This is a genomic window from Microbulbifer variabilis (assembly GCF_056232115.1).
In genome coordinates this window covers 4,649,395-4,667,686 of the sequence record NZ_CP174325.1, presented here as the reverse complement: position 1 = coordinate 4,667,686, position 18,292 = coordinate 4,649,395, and the positions used below count along the sequence as shown (strand labels likewise).

General features: G+C 45.6%; 16 protein-coding genes. 8 read left to right on the top strand and 8 right to left on the bottom strand.

Annotated elements, in window-relative coordinates; all coding sequences use genetic code 11:
* The first annotated feature begins 62 nt into the window (after positions 1-62).
* A complete protein-coding gene (locus ACJJI7_RS20960; RefSeq protein ID WP_444902626.1) occupies positions 63-3,335 on the top strand; it encodes a Gfo/Idh/MocA family oxidoreductase in 3,273 nt (1,090 codons plus the stop codon).
* Positions 3,332-4,528: an MFS transporter gene (locus ACJJI7_RS20955; protein WP_444901290.1), complete on the top strand. Its 1,197-nt coding sequence runs from the start codon at positions 3,332-3,334 to the stop codon at positions 4,526-4,528. The genes ACJJI7_RS20960 and ACJJI7_RS20955 overlap by 4 nt, the downstream gene beginning before the upstream one ends.
* Before the next feature lie 100 nt (positions 4,529-4,628).
* Here the strand turns inward: ACJJI7_RS20955 and ACJJI7_RS20950 are convergent, their stop codons facing one another.
* On the bottom strand, positions 4,629-5,243 hold the full coding sequence (locus ACJJI7_RS20950; RefSeq protein ID WP_475717104.1) for a glutathione S-transferase N-terminal domain-containing protein: 615 nt from the start codon (positions 5,241-5,243) through the stop codon (positions 4,629-4,631).
* 384 nt (positions 5,244-5,627) lie between these two features.
* Here ACJJI7_RS20950 and ACJJI7_RS20945 point away from each other — a divergent pair, with 384 nt between their 5' ends.
* Positions 5,628-6,722, top strand: coding sequence for a Gfo/Idh/MocA family protein (locus tag ACJJI7_RS20945; RefSeq protein WP_444901292.1), 1,095 nt, complete (start codon positions 5,628-5,630; stop codon positions 6,720-6,722).
* A 174-nt stretch (positions 6,723-6,896) separates the two neighbouring features.
* Here ACJJI7_RS20945 and ahpC read toward each other — a convergent pair whose 3' ends face one another.
* Positions 6,897-7,463 (bottom strand): alkyl hydroperoxide reductase subunit C, encoded by a 567-nt coding sequence (ahpC, locus tag ACJJI7_RS20940; protein WP_020413219.1) that lies wholly within the window; start codon positions 7,461-7,463, stop codon positions 6,897-6,899.
* A 226-nt stretch (positions 7,464-7,689) separates the two neighbouring features.
* Between ahpC and ACJJI7_RS20935 the strand changes: the two genes are divergently transcribed.
* The 3 genes from ACJJI7_RS20935 to ACJJI7_RS20925 are packed head-to-tail and all read left to right on the top strand — an operon-like array spanning position 7,690 to position 10,188.
* On the top strand, positions 7,690-9,006 hold the full coding sequence (locus ACJJI7_RS20935) for a DUF2157 domain-containing protein (RefSeq protein WP_444901293.1): 1,317 nt from the start codon (positions 7,690-7,692) through the stop codon (positions 9,004-9,006).
* Entirely contained in the window at positions 9,003-9,545 is a 543-nt protein-coding gene (locus tag ACJJI7_RS20930) for a GDYXXLXY domain-containing protein (protein WP_020413217.1), read from the top strand. The genes ACJJI7_RS20935 and ACJJI7_RS20930 overlap by 4 nt, the downstream gene beginning before the upstream one ends.
* 13 nt (positions 9,546-9,558) lie before the next feature.
* Complete coding sequence (locus ACJJI7_RS20925; protein ID WP_444901294.1) at positions 9,559-10,188, top strand: CPBP family intramembrane glutamic endopeptidase; 630 nt, start codon at positions 9,559-9,561, stop codon at positions 10,186-10,188.
* Between the two features lie 180 nt (positions 10,189-10,368).
* Here ACJJI7_RS20925 and ACJJI7_RS20920 read toward each other — a convergent pair whose 3' ends face one another.
* The 5 genes from ACJJI7_RS20920 to ACJJI7_RS20900 all read right to left on the bottom strand — a co-directional run bounded on the left by ACJJI7_RS20920 (position 10,369) and on the right by ACJJI7_RS20900 (position 14,484).
* Positions 10,369-11,010, bottom strand: a complete 642-nt coding sequence (locus ACJJI7_RS20920) for a hypothetical protein (RefSeq protein ID WP_020413215.1) — start codon at positions 11,008-11,010, stop codon at positions 10,369-10,371.
* Between the two features lie 627 nt (positions 11,011-11,637).
* Positions 11,638-12,342 (bottom strand): 2OG-Fe(II) oxygenase, encoded by a 705-nt coding sequence (locus ACJJI7_RS20915; protein ID WP_282953101.1) that lies wholly within the window; start codon positions 12,340-12,342, stop codon positions 11,638-11,640.
* A 446-nt stretch (positions 12,343-12,788) separates the two neighbouring features.
* Entirely contained in the window at positions 12,789-13,373 is a 585-nt protein-coding gene (locus ACJJI7_RS20910; protein ID WP_020413213.1) for an exopolysaccharide biosynthesis protein, read from the bottom strand.
* A 13-nt stretch (positions 13,374-13,386) separates the two neighbouring features.
* A complete protein-coding gene (locus ACJJI7_RS20905; protein ID WP_282953102.1) occupies positions 13,387-13,746 on the bottom strand; it encodes a hypothetical protein in 360 nt (119 codons plus the stop codon).
* 90 nt (positions 13,747-13,836) lie between these two features.
* The gene (locus ACJJI7_RS20900) at positions 13,837-14,484 is read right to left on the bottom strand and encodes an NAD-dependent epimerase/dehydratase family protein (protein WP_444901295.1); all 648 of its coding nucleotides are present in this window, start codon (positions 14,482-14,484) and stop codon (positions 13,837-13,839) included.
* Positions 14,485-14,745: 261 nt separating this feature from the next.
* On the opposite strand from ACJJI7_RS20900, the gene ACJJI7_RS20895 reads away from it, so the two are divergent.
* The gene (locus ACJJI7_RS20895) at positions 14,746-15,984 is read left to right on the top strand and encodes an alkylhydroperoxidase-related (seleno)protein (protein ID WP_444901296.1); all 1,239 of its coding nucleotides are present in this window, start codon (positions 14,746-14,748) and stop codon (positions 15,982-15,984) included.
* Between the two features lie 73 nt (positions 15,985-16,057).
* Here ACJJI7_RS20895 and ACJJI7_RS20890 read toward each other — a convergent pair whose 3' ends face one another.
* A complete protein-coding gene (locus ACJJI7_RS20890) occupies positions 16,058-16,486 on the bottom strand; it encodes a DUF4174 domain-containing protein (protein WP_282953105.1) in 429 nt (142 codons plus the stop codon).
* 331 nt (positions 16,487-16,817) lie between these two features.
* Here ACJJI7_RS20890 and ACJJI7_RS20885 point away from each other — a divergent pair, with 331 nt between their 5' ends.
* A complete protein-coding gene (locus tag ACJJI7_RS20885) occupies positions 16,818-18,209 on the top strand; it encodes an MFS transporter (RefSeq protein ID WP_475717103.1) in 1,392 nt (463 codons plus the stop codon).
* Positions 18,210-18,292: the final 83 nt, after the last annotated feature.

Genomic DNA, 18,292 nt, shown 5'->3' with positions numbered 1-18,292 from the left:
TCACAGTAATTGGAGTTGGTCTGCCTGGAGAGTCAATCGGGTGGCTGCATCTTTTGCAGCTGATGAAAATGCCAAATGTAGTGGTAGATGCCGTTGTTGAAGAGTACTGGCTATCAGGTAATGTCGCATCTTCCGATAAAGGAATGGCATTTCAAGAGGAGATGGCAAGACTCAGGGCCCAATTTGGTGACTTTAAAATCTATTCTTCATTAGATCAATTATCTAAGGTAAATCATTCCTATAAAAACTTGGCTGTGATCTCGGTAAGAACCCAGTCAACGAAAGAGATTTTTGAATTTGTAATAGCCAAAGGGTATAGGAATATTTACTTGGAAAAGCCTGGTGCTGACTCCCTGGAAAAATTGCGTGAAATGGAGAGGATTGCCGATGAGAAGCATGTCAATGTTGTAGTTGGTTATCAAAAGCATATCGCCAGCTACGTCAATGAAGCTGAGAGAGTTAATGCGAAATGGAAGCTGAAGTCTAGAAGTGTTGGATTTATTCACCACAACCCGCATCCCGAGGCCAATTTAGAAAGCGTCTTCAGGCAAAATGCCGAAGGAATGTTGCTAAACCAATGCTGCCATGAACTTGAGCTCTGTACAGCAAAGTGGAATCTCGCTCCTCACAATATTGTTGATGTAGTGGTAAACCGAGATGAAACATCACAAAAGCGATTTGGCGATATAGAGGATTTCAAGAAGCTTTCTTTTACCCTGAAAACCAACTTGGGCGTTAGTTTTTCCTTTCTGGCTACCCGTTGTGAAGGCGTAGAAAACTGTATAGTGATGCGAAAGGGGCTTGGAGGCAGACCCATATTTATTCGGCAAGCTATGCCTGACAAGCTTGATCGCGCTCTTGAGCTTACAAGAAAAGAAAAGGGGGCGATGTGGTATTGCTACCTGTTTGAACAGGATTATCGTGACCTGAAGCGGCTTTTTATTGAATCTATTCTGGGTGACGATGATGAGAAATACCAGAGCTTACCGCGATTACAGCATGCATGTAGTGTTCTTGAGTTAGCCGCGGTGATTGAGCCCAGTATTAAGGCGCAAGTGCGAGCAGACAAAAACCATCACTCTATCGTTCAAGTTTCAGACACTGTATGTCAGGCTCCGACCAACCAGAGAATCTGGTACCATCAAGGACTGTTTGATCCCGGCAACCAGTTTCTTATTGAACTCCTAAGGCCACCAAAGAACAGAATTATTTGCTGTGTTGATGACAAGGTATGGGAGTTGTATGCAAGAGATGTCAATGAATGGGAAAAATCCGTTGGGGTTAAATTTATTCCAATCGTAATGAAAGGCGGTGAACAGTCAAAAAATATTGATAGTCTTTTAAAGATGATCGATGAAATATGGAAGGTAAACCCTCTGCGTTACAGGGAGCCAATCGTAGCGATGGGGGGGGGAGCAGTAACTGACACGATTGGGTTTGTTAGTGCGATATGGAGACGTAATACACCTTGGATACGTATCCCAACTACCCTAATGGGAATGATTGATTCATCTATCGGCATTAAGGTTAGCGTAAACCACAATATCAAAAATGGGATTGGTGCATTTCACAGTCCCTTGCATACCATAATTGATCCTACCTTCTTAAAAACTAATCCACAGCGAGTGCTGAAAAGTGCAATTGGTGAGATGATCAAAGTGGGTGTAGTTTTTAATAAAGATGTACTCGATATTCTTTCAGAGCAGGGTGCATCTCTATTGAAAAACAAATTTTTAGATCCTGATGGCCTACCCGGTGATATATCCTATAATCTGCTGATAAATTGCATCGACGCCATGCTTGACAGTATCGCAGGGGACTTGAAGGAAGAAAATTTATCAAGGCCGATGGACTTTGGCCATACTTTATCCCGATGGTTGGAGCGTGATGAGGCCTTTAGGTTGATGCATGGCGAAGCTGTAGGCATTGATTGCCTGTTTACTTCACTGGTAGCTGAGCAGATGGGGCTGATATCCAAGGCAGAAGTTGAGTTGCTGTTTGGTATTTACGTGAAGTTGGGGCTTGCAGCTAGTGTGAAAGGGCTTAGCCTGGACGTTTACAAAACTGCGATAACACAGATCTCGATCCATCGCTCAGGTACGTTACGAGCGCCTCTACCAGCACCCCTTGGAAGGTGCATATGGGTTAACAAGATAAAGAGCAAACATCTGGAAAATGCTTGGAATAATCTGCAGGAGAAGCTTTTCCACCACCCAGAGTTATTATTGGATCCTGATACGATAGAGGACGAAGAAGGCCTGATTGAGGGTGTAGAAATTGCCAGCGTTTACAATCGGGAGAAGTTTGCGGCCCAAAAACTTCGTTGGGGATTTATTGGTTGTGGAAGGATTGCCAATGACTTTGCGATAGTGATCAATTATCTGGAGTCTGCTGAAATTCATGCTGTGGCGGCAAGGGACTTGAATCGAGCAAAAGATTTTGCGAATAAACATGGAGCATGTCGAGTATATGGAAGTTATCTAGAGTTAGTTACTGATCCAGACATCGACATTGTATATATTGCAACTATTCCCGAGTTACATCGACAGCACGCTGAGTTAGCCCTAATGGCAGGGAAGCCGGTTCTTATTGAGAAGCCGTTAGCGCTTAGCGTCGAAGATGCTATAAAGATAAAAGAGCTCGCCAATAGAAAGGGATTATTTTGCATGGAAGGCATGTGGATGAGATTTTTTCCAGCTATCGAGTATTGTAGAAATGTTATAAGCAATGGAGATATTGGTAAGGTATGTCAGCTTCGTTCAGATTTGAGTTTTGATTTGCTTCAAGATGAAGGGCTCCAATCTCCAAAGTGGCAAGTCGGGGCTGGTATGGATGCTGGCGTTTATCCCGTTCATGCCGCGTTGATGGTATTGGGTAGGGGTACATCAGATTTAGAATTCTCAGGAATGATTGACGATTATGGATACAGAGAGGATAGTGCTGGATTAATTTATGCGCACTTTAATTCTGGGGCAACGGCGGTGCTGTCATGGAGCCACTTGGTAGAGGGTGCGGAAGAACTGGAAATCTATGGTACTGAAGGGAGAGTAAAAGTATACCCTCCGGCGCATTGCCCGACAAAAGTCTCAGTGACTAGAATCAAAGGTGATCGAAGGACTAGTAACGATAATAGATTATTTGAGTTTCCATTACCAAGAATTAGAGGTAAATTTTATTACCCCAACTCGGAAGGCCTGTATTACGAGGCCCGAGCTGTTCAAGCCTGTCTGGAGGGTAAACTGATTGAGAGCCCACAACTTCCTCTAGATAACTCCATCCAGGCGATCCGAATGATTACTGAATGTGACCAATATATTAAAAGAAGGGCTGCGTGAGTCGCGGTATCTGCTGGTTTGGGTTGCTGTCTTGCTATGGGGCTCTATTTCTACTGGGCTTTATAGAGGTATATAAAGCTCCAATTTACCCGAGAATTTTGGATTTTTTTTCTATTTCACCAACGAAGGGATCTACTTTTTTCTTTCTGTCTACTTTTTCTGCCTTACTTATGACTTTATCTGGGGCATTATGGGTGAAAAAAGTGAGAGTGATCTCCGGTCTGGCGCTATTCGTGATGTTTATGGGGGTGGGCTCGTTTCTGTCAGGTATCTCTGAATATATACACTCATTTGCGGTGCTTATATTGGGAAGTTTCCTTTTTGGTTTGGGTGCCGGCGGTAGTATGGTACTGATCAATGTGGCGATTCCACTTTTTGTGCCTGAAAATCTTACCCGGCAAGGTTATTGTGGATTGCATAGTACATATGGAGTCGCTTCCGTCTTATCCCCCCTATTGCCTGGATTAATGTACAAGTTTCACTTTGGGTGGGAGGGTGGATTCTATTTATTTGGAGGGATTTCAGTAGTCATTCTGCTTCTTATCCTGGGCGGTCTACTTAAAAGGAAGGGGGAGCGGCGAATAGGAGGTGGAGAGATAAACCCAGGTGCCTATCGAGTGGAGACAAGGCGCGAGCATGAGCCTAAAGAATGGTGGATTGCTATCGGCGGTGGATTGATAGTTTCTGCATATAATGGAGCAGAGCACATCCTCGCTAGCCGACTGGTGCTTTTTCTAGAGGATAGAGGGGGTGCCTGGGCTGCTGATGCAGATATATTATTATCAATTTTTTTTGGTTTGCTGTGCATTGGAAGAATCTTCTTCACTTTCGTACTTCTCCGGGGGAGCGCATTATTTTGGCTAATTGTTTCATTTGTTGGCACAGCTGTGGCATTTTTTCTTGGTTATTGGCTTAGTCCTTTATGGCTGCCGGTTTGCGGTTTAACGTTATCATACTTGTTCCCCTACCTGATGGAGTGGTTGGCTCAAAGCTCAAGAAACCCTCCATTTACTGTTTCGTTTTCATTGGGATTGGGAGGTGTATTTCTGATTTTTGCACATGCTATGGTGGGTTGGCTGAACGACCATTACGGTATAAGTATAGCTATTAACGTTGTCCCGGTATTTCTCACATTGGGAGTGGTATGTTGTATACTTATGGCGTGTATAGAAAAAAATAAATCGCACAAATAATTAAAAGTTATGTGGGGCATGCTTCGTAAATATTTATTTATTTAGTCTACAGAAGGCAGTTGCTATTATATTTTTTAAATTTTGTTAACTCACACTGAATCTAAGATCGTAGGTCTTTGATGATGATTCCAACTTTCTTCTCAAGTTCTTCATACTCAAATACTCGCCACGGTTCGTTCAGAGCCTCCTTAATCCACTGCCTTAAGTAAGGTAATTCTAAGATTCTATTGACGTAGTGCTGAGATATATCAGCGATAGGCAAGTTGTAGTTATTTATTTTAATTGCCACAGGAGAGAAAAAGGCATCTACAGCAGTAAAATTTTCGCCTGCCAGGAAGGGGCCGCCAAACTTTTTTAGGCCCTCTTGCCATAGTCTATCAACTCTAATGATATCCTCTCTAGATTTCTCAGGTAAGTGTTTTAATTCTACTTGTGTCGCACAACTAAGAGATTTACTATTAAAAAATTGCAAGCTTGAATGCATCTCACAGGTCGCACTGCGGGCCCAGGCTCTTACAAGTTTGTTTTTTGGCCAAATTTCTGGAAAGGCTTCAGCCAAGTATTCCACAATCGCTAGCGAGTCCCAAATCAGGGTGTCTTCATCTATAAGGCATGGTAGTAATCCCGTGGGAGAGATTCTGCTAAATTTTTCCCGGCTATTACCTTGTTCAAAAGTAATTAGCCTCTCACTAAATGGTATTTTTATTTGTTGCATAAGAAGCCAAACCCTTAGGGACCAAGAAGAATAGTTCTTGTTAGCAATTATTAGTTGGTACATAGATATTTCTCCATTGTTTTCATTTTTGGGCCCTAAGCTGTGTTGCTATTGTATATTGTCTTGACGTATATAAATCAACCGGAAATTATTTATATGATTTATAGTGTGTTTTTAGCTTCACTTGGCAGAAGAATAGCCGGTCATCAATGATGTGTTTGAGATTGGCTTTATAGTCGGTAATTTATATTATTTATTTTCTTTATACGTTTCTGTGACAGATTACTTATAATCTATGTGGTTTTGTTTAAATTCGTTCATTGTACTCACAGTAAGGTGAGAATGTTGTAGGTATTTGGATCATGATTTCAAGGAGATTGTTTTATGAATCCCTATGAGTCTGATTCTGGATATGTTGTTACTCCATTGGATAATCTTCCCTTAGGAGTAGATCGTAAATTCCGTTGGGGTTTTATTGGGTGTGGCAAGATTGCCAATGATTTTGCCTTGGTGCTTAATTATCTGGAGTCAGCGGAAATTTACGCAGTATCAGCACGCAATATTGATCGTGCAAGGGCATTTGCATCATCTCATGGGGTCGAGAAATTCTATGGCAACTATACAGAATTAGTAAATGATCCCCTGGTAGATATTGTCTATGTAGCCACTATCACTGAATTTCATGCGGATCATGCAAAATTAGCTCTGAATGCTGGGAAACATTTGTTAATAGAAAAACCTATAGCTCTCTCGGCGGGTGAAGTCTCTATGATTAAGAGCCTTGCAAAAAGAAAAGGACTTTTTTGCATTGAGGCCATGTGGATGCGCTTCTTTCCCGTAATGGAATATTGTAGAAATTTAATTAAGAGTGGCGACCTTGGGGAGGTGGAACAAGTCCGAGCAGATTTAAGCTTTGATTTGAAGCGTGATGAAGGTTTAGATTCGCCGACCTGGAAGTCTGGTGGTATTTTTGATGCAGGTGTTTATCCAGTCCATCAAGCTCTAATGATATGTGGAGATCATATTAAGAATAGTGAGTGTGCGGGGGTTATAGACTGTTATGGTTTTGGCCAAGTTGGTGCTGGAGTATTACATGCCTACTTTGGAAAAACCTTAACGGCAATTGCGACCTGGAGTATTTTATATGAAGGAGCTGAAGAGATGGATATTTATGGTTCGAAAGGACGGATTCGAGTGCACTCTCCTGCCCATAGTCCTACACGTGTTACAGTAGTCAAATATGGTGGGAGTCGTCGGAAGCCAGAAAACACTATTATAAAGCTGGAGTTCCCCTTACCATCTATTGAAGGCGAGTTTAACTTCCCGAGTTCAGAAGGGCTATATTATGAGGCTGCCGCTGTACAACGGTGTATTGCTGCGGGTTTAACAGAATGTCCGCAAGCTCCTCTGGAAGAATCGTTACAAGTAATAGAGTTGCTTATAAGCTGTGATCGCATCATTAAGAGCAAGGCAAGCTGAAGATTAGTGTTGGTTGCATTTAAGGGTACTCCTGATGCCAGGCTGTTTGAGAACGTTAGAAATTTGCTTCTTCCTTGATTCTCAAACTTCCAGCAAAGATTAGATTCAGTTAATGACAATGCCCACCAAATGGTGGGCAAAGCCAGTTCCAATCCTGTGAGGGTTTGGGAAATCTTAGATCTTTCCTACTAGGTCGAGAGATGGTGCTAGGGTTTCTTCACCTTCCTTCCATTTAGCTGGACATACTTCGCCTGGGTGTGCTGCGATGTACTGAGCAGCTTTAATTTTGCGCAGCAGCTCGCTGGCGTCACGCCCAATACCGCCTGCGGTGATCTCAACGATCTGGACACGCCCTTCTGGGTCGATCACAAAGGTGCCTCGGTCAGCGATACCTTCCTCTTCGATCATCACGCCGAAGTTACGGGTAATGGTGCCGGTGGGATCGCCGATCATCGGGTATTGGATTTTTCCGATGGTATCGGAAGAGTCGTGCCACGCTTTATGGGTAAAGTGGGTATCGGTGGATACGGAGTAAATCTCAACACCCAGTTTCTTGAACTCTTCATAGTTGTCGGCCAGGTCGCCTAGCTCAGTGGGGCAGACAAAGGTGAAGTCGGCAGGATAGAAAAAGAATACAGCCCACTTGCCTTTGACATCGGAATCGCTGACGTCGTGAAACTCACCGTTTTGATAGGCCTTGGCGTTGAACGGCTTGAGTTGGGATTCGATGTAACGGGACATGGATAGCTCCTTTTGAAATTCCGTTGTTTGTCTGTGTTCTTTGATGGTTTAAATGCTATGGGTTGGTCAACTTTAATAGAAATTAACAATTTAAATGCCGCAGATAGCCTTTGACTATCTGCGGCTGTTCATTGAGGGTAAGGGCGACTTTAGGGATACTCAGCGCTGACTCAGGGTGCGAGTAGTAGATCGCACCGGGATGGATACTTTTCCGCAGGATAGTGGTATGCGACTGATTCGATTGTTAAAGCACGACCTGGCACAAGAGACTGGGGAGTGGGTAGATGATGGACTGATCAGTGAGGCGCAGGCCGAGTTGATCTGTGCTCGCTACGAGGTGGACTACCACAAGGCGCGCCAGCGTTCCCTTGGGTATAACGTATTGGTGGGCCTTGGCTACTTGTTTATTGCCCTGGCATTAATCACTTTGGTAGGCGCCAACTGGGATGAGATTCCCCGCGCATTGAGAATGGGAGGTTTGATCGCCCTCACTGTCGCGATCCAGTGTGCTGCATTGCATGTATATTTCAAGCGCAATCCCCGTGCAGGCGAGGGGCTTTTCCTATTGGGGAACTTCTTTTTTGGTGCCTCGATAATTCTTATCGCCCAGATTTATCACTTAGGTGAGCATATGCCCGATGGGCTCTTGTGGTGGGCGCTTGGCTGTATCCCATTTGCCCTGATTACAAGGAGCCCCTGGATAGCGCTACAAGCCAATATCCTTGCGCTAATTTGGTTCTACCTGCAGGTAGTGATGGGATATTACCCAGCACTATTTCCGTTATTCATTCTTGTTTCCCTTTTTGTTCTGCTACGTGGACGGGCGAGTGTTTTATTGCTGCTGGTGATACTGGGAAGCATTGGCCTTTGGATTGAATACTCACTGGCGGAGATTTGGCGCATACAAGAGCAGGGCTTTAAGCTGGCTCTGCAGGCTGAGAGCTTACCGGTGGCAATTGCTTTGTTTGTAATGCTGTATGTATTCAGTCATTGGCTGGCCTTGAAGCAATCCTCCGTAGCTCGGGATTATTCGGCGGTAATCTCCATTTGGTGCTTGCGTTTTGCGTTGATCACCTTATTGGTTTTCAGCTTTGAATCTCCCTGGGAGTCCTTGATTGAAGCGAATTGGGATCATTTGTGGTCCATGTGGCTGGTGGTTGCAGCCATGGCTGCAGTAACCGTGGTATTGGCGATGCCTACGCGAAGGTTGTTATCCAGTAGTGCCCTCCTTGTTTTGTTTGCTGGAGTCCTGGCTTTGGTAACTACCATTGATAATATAGATCTGGCAATTTACCTGCAGGTGGCTGCCAACTTTGCCTTGATTGGCAGTGGTATTTGGCTGATATATCGCGGGGTTCACGATGGTATTTCACATTATTTCTTCCTTGGAGTTGTGGCGATACTGCTCACCGCCTTGTTACGTTATATCGACCTTATTGGAGATTACCTGGGGGCAGCTCTGATTTTCATCCTGTTCGCCGGCCTTTTGTTGGGGGCGGCCAAGTATTGGAAGTTCCATCAGGGCAGGGAGGAAGCACGATGAAGAGGGGGGTTTTCTTCGCCTTAGTTGCAGCGATTGCTGTACAGTTTTTGATTCTTGCTGGCCTATACGTGAAGGCTCAGGTACCGCTTTGGTCTGGCGAGCCAATTCGGGTTAAGACTATCCCGGTGGACCCCCGCTCCATGTTCCGAGGTAATTACGCCCGCTTGAACTATGGCTTTTCCGAGATTAAGAAATCGGCACTGTCTGCTGGCAGGCAGGTGCGCCAGGGAGAGGTGGTTTATGTCTCCCTGAAGAAGTCTCCATCAGGACTTTATGAATTCTCTTCGGCGAGTTTTGATAAGCCCGATGAGGGTATATTCCTGAGGGGGCGTATATCCAACACAAGGCCTTGGGGTAATGACGATAGCTATCGTGTTAAGTACGGCATAGAGGCTTACTTTGCTCCCAAGAAAAAGGCGCTGCAGCTTGAGAAGGATCTACGAGAAGGGGGGGTGGCAGAGTTAATGGTGGCGCCCAGTGGCCAGGTAAGCCTTAAAACTGTTGTTGGTGAAGAGCGGGCTGGCGAGCAAGGGGGTTGATGGAGCATGTCCTGTGTCGGAAGACAAAAATTCAGTGTTTAAGAAGACAGCGGATAAATTGAGCAGCAGACAAATTTTTTCTGTCATGATGTGGATTGAGGCAGGGGGTTTGCTATTTGCCCTTGTTGCGATTGGCTTCTCCGGGATTGAACTTCCTATACCTGGCGACTCTCCATTTTTGTCAGTAGTTTGGGGAGTCTGTGGGGCACTATTTAGTTTTACCGCTGTTGTAATTCTTACCCGCTCTCCTACATCTTTCGGTTGTACGCTGCGCGGCCACTGTGCGCAGCTGACTCAATTATTCTCAGGAATATCTACTACGCAGATTATTCTGTTGTCTATCGTTGCAGGTATTTGTGAGGAGATTTTTTTTCGGGGATTTCTACAGGTATGGCTATCACAGCTCAGTTCCCCTTTAATCGGGTTGCTGGGTGCTTCACTAATTTTTGCCTTTCTGCATTGGGCATCATTTACATATTTCCTGCTGACATTTGTTGTTGGATTGGTTTTGGGGGTTGCTTATCAGCAGACAGGCAGCTTATTGGGGGTGATTATTTGGCACGCAGTTTATGACTTGCTCGCACTCATGGTACTTTCAAAATATCCTCGTATGTTAGGCCTGGAAGTTCCACTGGACAAATAGAGATTTGGGAAACTATTTGTCTGGGGCAGCACCTTCCGTCTGCCCTGGAGAAAACAAAAAAATTATTTAAATACAGGTGGCTTGTTGATCTATTTTAGGCCTGATGATTCGATTATGATTATGCGGTAGCCAGTTAACAATAGGGAGAATGTTAATTTGGACCACCGCATAAATATATTGTTATACAATCTCAAAAAAGCCTATGACCTGTTCATCATTATTTAAATTTTGGACGTAGAATCTCCATTTGTTATCTTCGCCGCGCACACCAAAACAGCGGGCAAGGCTGTCGTAGAAGGTAGTACCTCCTTTCGCGAGTACTTTTTTCATCTTTTTGGGTCCTGATACTCCATTCATTTTAAAGCCCGTAACCGAAAGCCTTCTTTCGAGCTTTACTGGAGCAGGAATATCTACCTCTTCTTCCAGTTTATCCCTTTGTTTAGAACCATTCCAGGTTGTCCCTGAACTAGTATCACCGGCAACATGCATGACTGTAACGCTATGTCTTGCGTCATCGTGAAATTTAAGGGTCATTCGGCAGCCGCTAAGGTGCGATGTCATAAAGTAGGGCGGGCTCTTACTATCTAAAGTTACTGATACGGCTGATTTACGAGCCCAGGTCATATAAGTCGCTTTTTTTTCGGATTTGTCATCCTTTTTCATCAGGATTATATTTGGGTCCCTGAATACAAAGTCGATTCCGGTTTGATACACTCCATTCTTAATATCAAATTCCTGAGTATTGAAATCCAGTTTATACTTTTTGAAGGCCGTCTCAATATCGTTGTCCAATTCGCTTAAGAAATCGTCATAACTTGGCATATCTCTATTTCCTTTTCGTTAGATTTTAACTATGCGCGATATCCGGTTGTTCGCTAAGATGATACTGTTTATAGATTATTCAAATGCAGGTCGATAGTCGACGATTTCTTCATTTCATCAGATAATAAAATTAATTTGATAATTGATAGTGTAATGTAAATTCCAATCTTGAACTTAGCATGCCAATTTTTTGGTAACTACCTAAGTTGGCGAATTAAGCAAAAGTTCCTTATTTACTCCTTTTTTGCTCCACATTTCTTACACGATTTGCGGTTCTTCAGGTATTTTTGATGCCCAAAAGGGCTTGTTCACTTAAAAGCTAATCTATGACTTGCTGGTAGGTTAATGATTGCTGACAGAAACAACTTGAGCGAGATCAGCTACTGACGCATTTATTGTCGGTCAATACACTTTAGTTGTGTGGAGGCAGGTTCAGGAAGGATCTGTCTCGCTTCTTCAGCGGAACATGAACTGTCTTTGTGCATCTGGTGAGTTGTTTTTACTGAGTGAGGAGGCGTATTCTATTGATATTGGAGGAGGTGTCGTACAGGTTGGGATGGCCGGCAAGCCCTAAGACGTTCACTTAAAAAAAGAAAAGTGGCCAGCAAAAACTGGCCTTTATCTGAATTACTTTGCCGCACCATATATTTGCTCTGCCCGATTGAATAGGACCCAAGAAGTTAATATATACTTATCTCCTGATTTGGGTACGTTACCCCTATGAGTATGGGTAAAGCCTGCTGGAGCAATCACCATTCGGCCAGCTTTGGGCTTTACTGTTTTATTTTGGTAGTGAAATTCAGTATGCCCACCTTCATCAACATCATTTAGATAAAACATAAACAAGAGGACGCGATGCAAGGCCTCATTGTGCGGCATTTGTGGAAAAACTTCACTATGCCAATAGGGGTAGCCACCTTCCCCCTTATTGTATTTCTGGGCGTTAATATGCCCTAAGCGGAACAACTGCTGCATCAAAATATGTGCTTGCGGAGCGCCGACTTCTTCATAATTATCCTGGGTGAGTTTAACCGGCTCCCCCGTTTTGGGGTGGATGACAGTAAGTCCAAAGGTACCTATAAGCAGAAAGTAATACTTTTTAAAGTACTCGGTTATATATTCTGAAGTATAGTCAATGGTTTGCGCTAAGATATCTTTAAATTCAGAGTGTTGATTTAAATAGATATCTTTGCTTAGTTTTTTAGACGGGTCAACGCCTCCTCCGGTTACTCCCTGTACTTGCCTGCTTGGGCTGCTCTCAAAAAGTTTGATCACCTGCTGACAGAAATCTAAGGGAAGGGCATCATCATATACTTCGATAAAATCTGTCATGTGGGTTGTCCAATGAAACTGCATGTTAGACGCTCAAGTTTAGGATTGCTAACAGTAGGGGTCAATAGTAAATACAATTTTGTTTGTATCAGGTCAATCTATTTATAAGCTTGTTTTTTAAAGGCTAATTCATATCGGGTTTGTTTTTGTATGTGTCATTGATCGGGGATATTTTTTTAGAATTGATGAAATGTACTTTCTGACATGTTTGGATTAGGTCGTGTTGGTAATAGTGTGTTACTGGTCTGGTTTGATGGTGTGCAAACTATTTTACGTTAATCACCGCTAAACTTGATGTTTAAAATTGAAAACTCATTCATGCGTGTTTGAATAAGCTTATGCTGGGTTAAGTTTTTAGAGTTGAGTTTAATAAATCCGTTAACAGCGGCAAGCCTACAATTATAATACCAGTGCATAAGACGACGGTGCAGATGGCTCAATATTTGTCAAAGTAGGGTATGGGCGAGAAGCCAGGTGAGTAGCACGGTAATTATGCAGGCAATCAGTGCGAGCAGGCCATCGTGGGTAACGAGCGCCAGACCGAAAATGGTGAGGGCAAAACCTGCTGTGGTTGCGGAGAAGGGCACCAGTTCCAGTAGTGGTATGGTTAATGCAATCAGTGAGCAGATAGTGCCTATCGCATAGGTGCCACTGCGCCGCACCATAAAATCCAGGCGCGGCCGCATCCAGCGGTCGGCAAATGCTGCTGGCCGCCTCAGCCATTGTAAGGCGTCATTCATTTTTTTCCGCGAGATGGACCGACTCAGTAACCACTGTGGCAACCAAACGTGCCTACGGCCCAGCAGCAGTTGTATAGCGACGAGCAATAAGAGAGTGGCCATTACGGTAGATAAGCCGGGTACTCCGCTTAGGGGAGAGAAGAGGATTAACCCAACTAATAGCAGGAAGGGCGCGAATGACCTGCGCCCGATGGATTCCAGTACCAGCTGTAGGGAAATGCGCTCGGTGTGCTGGCAACTGGATTTTATCTGATCCAGCAACTGGCTAAGACCGGTAATCTCTTGTGACATGATGGGCTAGCCCTCAGCGCCCTGGCACACAGAGTTTCGCCGTGCCCCGTGCGCAGCTTCCCTGGCACTCAACTTTCTGTTTGCTATCGCGCCCAACCAGGCCACCCCTTTGTTTTGAACACCAGACTTTGCCGAGGTAGTCTTTGGTGCAAAACCCTACACCACAGACAATATTGCCATTGATATCAGAGAGGGCTCCACCTCCGGAGTGAATAGCGCAATAGACATTTCCATCGCTATCTCGCGCACACTGGCCGGGGCCGCAGCGCTTCTGTTGCTGTCGATCTAGGCGACAGTCTGCCATGGAGGAGCTGGGGAATAGGGCCCAACAGATAAAAAGCAAAGGGGTGAGAAGGCGCACAGACAACAACATAGTGCTTACCGGGAAGCGGTTACCTATTGATAGTCTGTGCCCCTGTGGCGCTGATCGCCAGTCTTGATGCCCCGGATGCAGAAATAAAAGTCAGGTGTAGAACAGCTCATCCAAGGTGAAGGTTTCTACGCCTGTTCCCGCTTTTTCGCATACGGCTACCATTTTCTCGGCTACCTGGGAGCCCGTAATAGGACGATAACGATGTAATCCGGGTAGTCGGCAGACCCAGGGTAAGATAATGGCGCCTATTTTCTCTGCAGGGCGGAGGTCGGCCCGTTTACCGATGAGCAGAGAAGGGCGGAAAATACTGATGCGGGCAAAGGGCAGTGACAGGATCTTTTGTTCCAGTTCCCCTTTCATGCGCAAATAGGCACTGTTGCTTTTCGTGTTGGCACCGCTGGAGGATACCAGCAGGTAGTGGGCAATCCCATTATCTGCTGCCAGCTGTGCAGCACGAAATTGATACTCCACGTCCACTTTGAATTGTTGCTCCAGGCCGCCCGCTTGCTTCTTGGTGGTGCCCAGGCAGGAGAACAGCAAGTCACCATGAAACAGGTCTGCGTACTCTTCTAGGTGTTCAAAATCAACCTGCTCATTGCGAACTTTTGGATGGGAAAAGGACAAGGGGCGGCGGGTCAGAGCGACTATTTCGCCTATCGATTTTTCCTGTGCCAGCTGCTCAACCAAGTGGCTACCAATCAGCCCAGTTGCACCTATAACAATTGCTTTTTTAGCCATAGCTTCCGACTTCTTTGTTTGGAATGCGTGTGGATGATGGCCTGCCAGGGGTGTTGCCTTCAAGCTTTTTGTGGGCCTGGCGTTGTAGAGAATCCTTAAATCACCGGTATTAATGACAAATTGAACTGTACTTCATGCTGGGGGGAATTAGTCTGAAGAGTAGTCGTGAATTGAATACTGGAGAACGTAATGCCTTGAGTAATACTCCTTCGATTGGCGGCCTAGTATTTTGGTTATTAGTCATAGGGATTTGTATAAGCGATGCCATTTAATTATTCGAACGTGCCTTATCCCATTCGCGATGATTTACGCAAGGCAAATCTAAAGGCTTGGCGGTTTATTGGAGAAACGGGCAACTGGTGGTCTGTAGAAGATCATATTGCTATTGCCAGGGAAGTGCGTGCGGCCTACGACTGCGAATTTTGTCGGGAGCGAAGAAAGGCGCTCTCCCCTTATCAGGTGGAGGGGCTGCACGACAGCCGCTCGGATCTTCCCAAAGCGGTTGTAGATACTGTTCATCGAATAGTGACTGATCCCTCCCGCCTGAGTGAGGAGTGGTTGAAAAAGCTGGTACCTTCGGAAATCTCCATGGGCCAGTATGTGGAGCTTGTGGCGGTTGTTGTTTTTGCCATGAATGTGGATACCTTCCATCGTGCGTTGGGGTTGGATTTAGAAGAGCTCCCCAAGGCGTTGGCCGGGGAGGACACAGTGCCCTCCCAATACACACCCGCAGGGTTGGAAGAGGGTGTTGCCTGGGTGCCTATGATTGGACAGGGCCAGTGCACGGGTGCCGAGCAGGATCTGTACGAGGATATTCCCAGGCCTACTAATGTACTCAGGGCCCTGAGCTTGGTGCCGGATGCTGTGCGTTGCCAGCGCTATATGGAAAACCGCTATTACTTTATGCCCTTTCAGGTCATGCAAGTGGGAGAGAATCACGATCGCGCTCTTTCTCGTACTGAGATAGAGTTGGTGGCCACTAGGGTGTCGATGAACAACGAGTGCTTTTACTGTGCGGCCTCACACGCGATGTTGCTCCAAGTGAGTAGTGAAGTGCAGGGAAAACAGGAAGATATTGCCAACCTGCTTATTTCTGAAGATTCTGCAGGAGGCAATGGCGGTGGAAGACATCACGCCCATGGAGCAGAGGATTATGCGCAACTTCTCGCTTTTGTGGATGCGGTCATGGGCGAGGATGTACAGCTGATCCCCCCCACCAAGGAGAGACTGGAGCAGGAACACGGTAGTTCCGCTTTAGTGGATGTGGCGGCACTAATCGGCAGTTTCCAGCGCATGAATCGTATTGCCAACGCCACAGGAATAGAGCTGGATAAAGAGGTCGACCTGTTAAGTCAACAAGCCCAAAGTGAGCTGGCACTGAATAAATACGCCCAGGCAACAGAGACTACAGCTGGTGGCAAGGCACTGGGTTGGTTGGTAGCCAAAGTGCGCCCGGTGTTATTCAAAATGGCCGGCAAGAGGGCAAGGGATAGGGTATAAGCTTTGTGTGGGCTTATAGCTAAAGGGTCGCCTTCAGTGTTTTTGCGTGTGGGCGCCAGTGATACCTTGGGGGTTAAGGAGAGGAGCCATCTTTTGTCTCCTGCTGGCGCATCGGCATGCTGTCGATACGCCGCAAAATTTCCGTGGGGGCATACTTGACAGCACGATATTTCACGCCGCCGTCCTTTCCAATCAAGACTACCTGCTCGCCATCGCCCTTGAAATACTGATCCTTGATATTAGCGTTGAAATCGCTGGTGATTTTCCCTGGATAATTCGTCTCGATATTGCCCTTGGAAAAGACAAACCACAGTAAGTCCCTTTCTGCAAATTGAGGGCCCAACTTCAGTAGAGACTGCATAGTCTCTGCCTCATTGGCAGGGTTGTTGAGGAGTAATATGCGTTTCTGCCACTGGAAGCTGCTTAGATTGTTCACTGGGTCTGCTTCCGCAAATTGATAAGGAGCGAAGATTAACAAAATAAGAGCAATGTATTTGCGCATGAGAATATCTCTGCTATGGGCCGGTTGGTGACTTCAGCATCTCTGCTTACGTTGTTTAAATAGCATAAAGAGTTGTTTACTAGCGTAGAGAAAACCTGGCTGTGGATGGGAAGAATCACCAATATCTATATTTTAGCCGAGTGCTCTCAACTAAACTTATTGCTACCTATTCTCTGTCTCGGTTGGGGTGGAAATTTATAAATTCCGTCGCTGCTGAGGCTATAGCGCACATCCAAGGGTATGGGGTATAACTTGGGACTTTCCGGGAACTTAACTTGGAATCTGGTCGGATTGTAATTCCAGGCTGAAACCCTTGGAGTTGGTAACGTCCATGTCACACATCCAGGAGCAGGACCCCAATTCCCCCCGTCTAGGCTTGCTGGCCATATTCGTGGCCCTATTTATCATTGCTATTGATATCACTGCATTCTCTCCCGCGATCCCGGCGATCGAGCGGGAGATGGGTATGGATATCACCACCTCCCAGTGGGTTATCAATGGCTATGGTCTTGTCTTTGGTGTACTGGTGGTTACCGGAGGGAGAATTGCGGATATCTTTGGGCGGCGACGGGCATTTATCACTGGAGCAGGAATTTTCCTGGCGTTCTCCTTGATGGGCGGCCTTGCCCTGAATGTGCCGATGCTTCTCGCCGCCAGGGCATTCATGGGGGTGGGGGCAGCGTTGATGTGGCCCTCCATTCTGGGAATGGCATATAGCCTGATGCCCGAAGAGCGCGCTGGAGAAACCGGTGGTCTGATTATGGCTGTTTGTGGCTTGGCGAACACCCTTGGACCTGTAATGGGCGGGTTATTGGCGGATATGTTCAGCTGGCGATGGATTTTTTTTATAAACCTGCCAGTAGCGTTTGCCGCTGCACTTATGTGCTGGAAATTTGTTCCCCGAGATGTTCCCTTTGATCCCGATGAACGTATTGACTATCTGGGTGTTATCACTCTGACTGCTTCTCTGCTGAGTTTTCTCCTGGCCCTGAATTATGCATCGGGGGTTGGTTTTATGCACCCGTTGGTAATCGGGCTATTGGTGGGATTTCTGGTATTTAGTGCAGTTTTTATTTATATAGAGTCTCACCAACGAGAGGTAGCTCTTATTCCTGAGGATGTTATTAAAAATAAGAGGTTCTTTGCGGCCGGAGCCGTTACTCTTTTTACTTCTATTACTTTCTTTTCAGTTATTTTATATCTGCCCCAGTACCTGACAAATGTACGTGGATTTACCACTATGCAATCGGGTTTAACACTTGTTCCCTTGATGATTGCCTTTGCGGTTTTTTCATTTATAGCCGGTAAACTCTATCAAAAGGCCGGGGGGAAGATTCTGGTTTGTGTTGGGATCCTGGCCATGAGTCTGGGGATGTTCTATATCTCCAGGTTAAGTGATGGCCGTGAGTATATCTTTGGATTGATTATCCTTGGGGCTGGACTGGGGTTATTTAATCCATCTACAACCACAATGGTAATCGCTGTAGTAGACCCCAGTCGCGCGAGCCTGGCCAGTGCGATTATCTATATGTTGAAAATCACTGGCGGTGCGGTGGGACTCGGTGTTAATGCCGCTATTGTAGGATTTGCACCCGATATTACTACAGGTATTAGTAGGGCTTTTGAAGTAAATGCCTGCTTTGCATTTGTAGGGTTTGTTATTGCTTTCCTGTTTATGAGCGCACCCACTGTGACTGAGCGTGAGAGAGGTAGTACTGAATGATAAGCATTTTTTGTGAGTTGGTGGAGGCTGTATTGGTTTTTCGGTTGAAGGGGCTTCATCGCTGAGTTGACTTGAGGTTTTTG

Bases quoted from the DNA above. Each gene is read 5' to 3' on its own strand.
- ACJJI7_RS20950 (WP_475717104.1), bottom strand. From the start codon at position 5,243: ATGCAACAAATAAAAATACCATTTAGTGAGAGGCTAATTACTTTTGAA.
- ACJJI7_RS20960 (WP_444902626.1), top strand. From the start codon at position 63: ATGAAAATGCCAAATGTAGTGGTAGATGCCGTTGTTGAAGAGTACTGG.
- ACJJI7_RS20890 (WP_282953105.1), bottom strand. From the start codon at position 16,486: ATGCGCAAATACATTGCTCTTATTTTGTTAATCTTCGCTCCTTATCAA.
- ACJJI7_RS20915 (WP_282953101.1), bottom strand. From the start codon at position 12,342: ATGACAGATTTTATCGAAGTATATGATGATGCCCTTCCCTTAGATTTC.
- ACJJI7_RS20910 (WP_020413213.1), bottom strand. From the start codon at position 13,373: ATGTCACAAGAGATTACCGGTCTTAGCCAGTTGCTGGATCAGATAAAA.
- ACJJI7_RS20905 (WP_282953102.1), bottom strand. From the start codon at position 13,746: ATGTTGTTGTCTGTGCGCCTTCTCACCCCTTTGCTTTTTATCTGTTGG.
- ACJJI7_RS20885 (WP_475717103.1), top strand. From the start codon at position 16,818: ATGTCACACATCCAGGAGCAGGACCCCAATTCCCCCCGTCTAGGCTTG.
- ACJJI7_RS20935 (WP_444901293.1), top strand. From the start codon at position 7,690: ATGCGACTGATTCGATTGTTAAAGCACGACCTGGCACAAGAGACTGGG.
- ACJJI7_RS20895 (WP_444901296.1), top strand. From the start codon at position 14,746: ATGCCATTTAATTATTCGAACGTGCCTTATCCCATTCGCGATGATTTA.
- ACJJI7_RS20930 (WP_020413217.1), top strand. From the start codon at position 9,003: ATGAAGAGGGGGGTTTTCTTCGCCTTAGTTGCAGCGATTGCTGTACAG.
- ACJJI7_RS20920 (WP_020413215.1), bottom strand. From the start codon at position 11,010: ATGCCAAGTTATGACGATTTCTTAAGCGAATTGGACAACGATATTGAG.
- ACJJI7_RS20900 (WP_444901295.1), bottom strand. From the start codon at position 14,484: ATGGCTAAAAAAGCAATTGTTATAGGTGCAACTGGGCTGATTGGTAGC.
- ACJJI7_RS20945 (WP_444901292.1), top strand. From the start codon at position 5,628: ATGAATCCCTATGAGTCTGATTCTGGATATGTTGTTACTCCATTGGAT.
- ahpC (WP_020413219.1), bottom strand. From the start codon at position 7,463: ATGTCCCGTTACATCGAATCCCAACTCAAGCCGTTCAACGCCAAGGCC.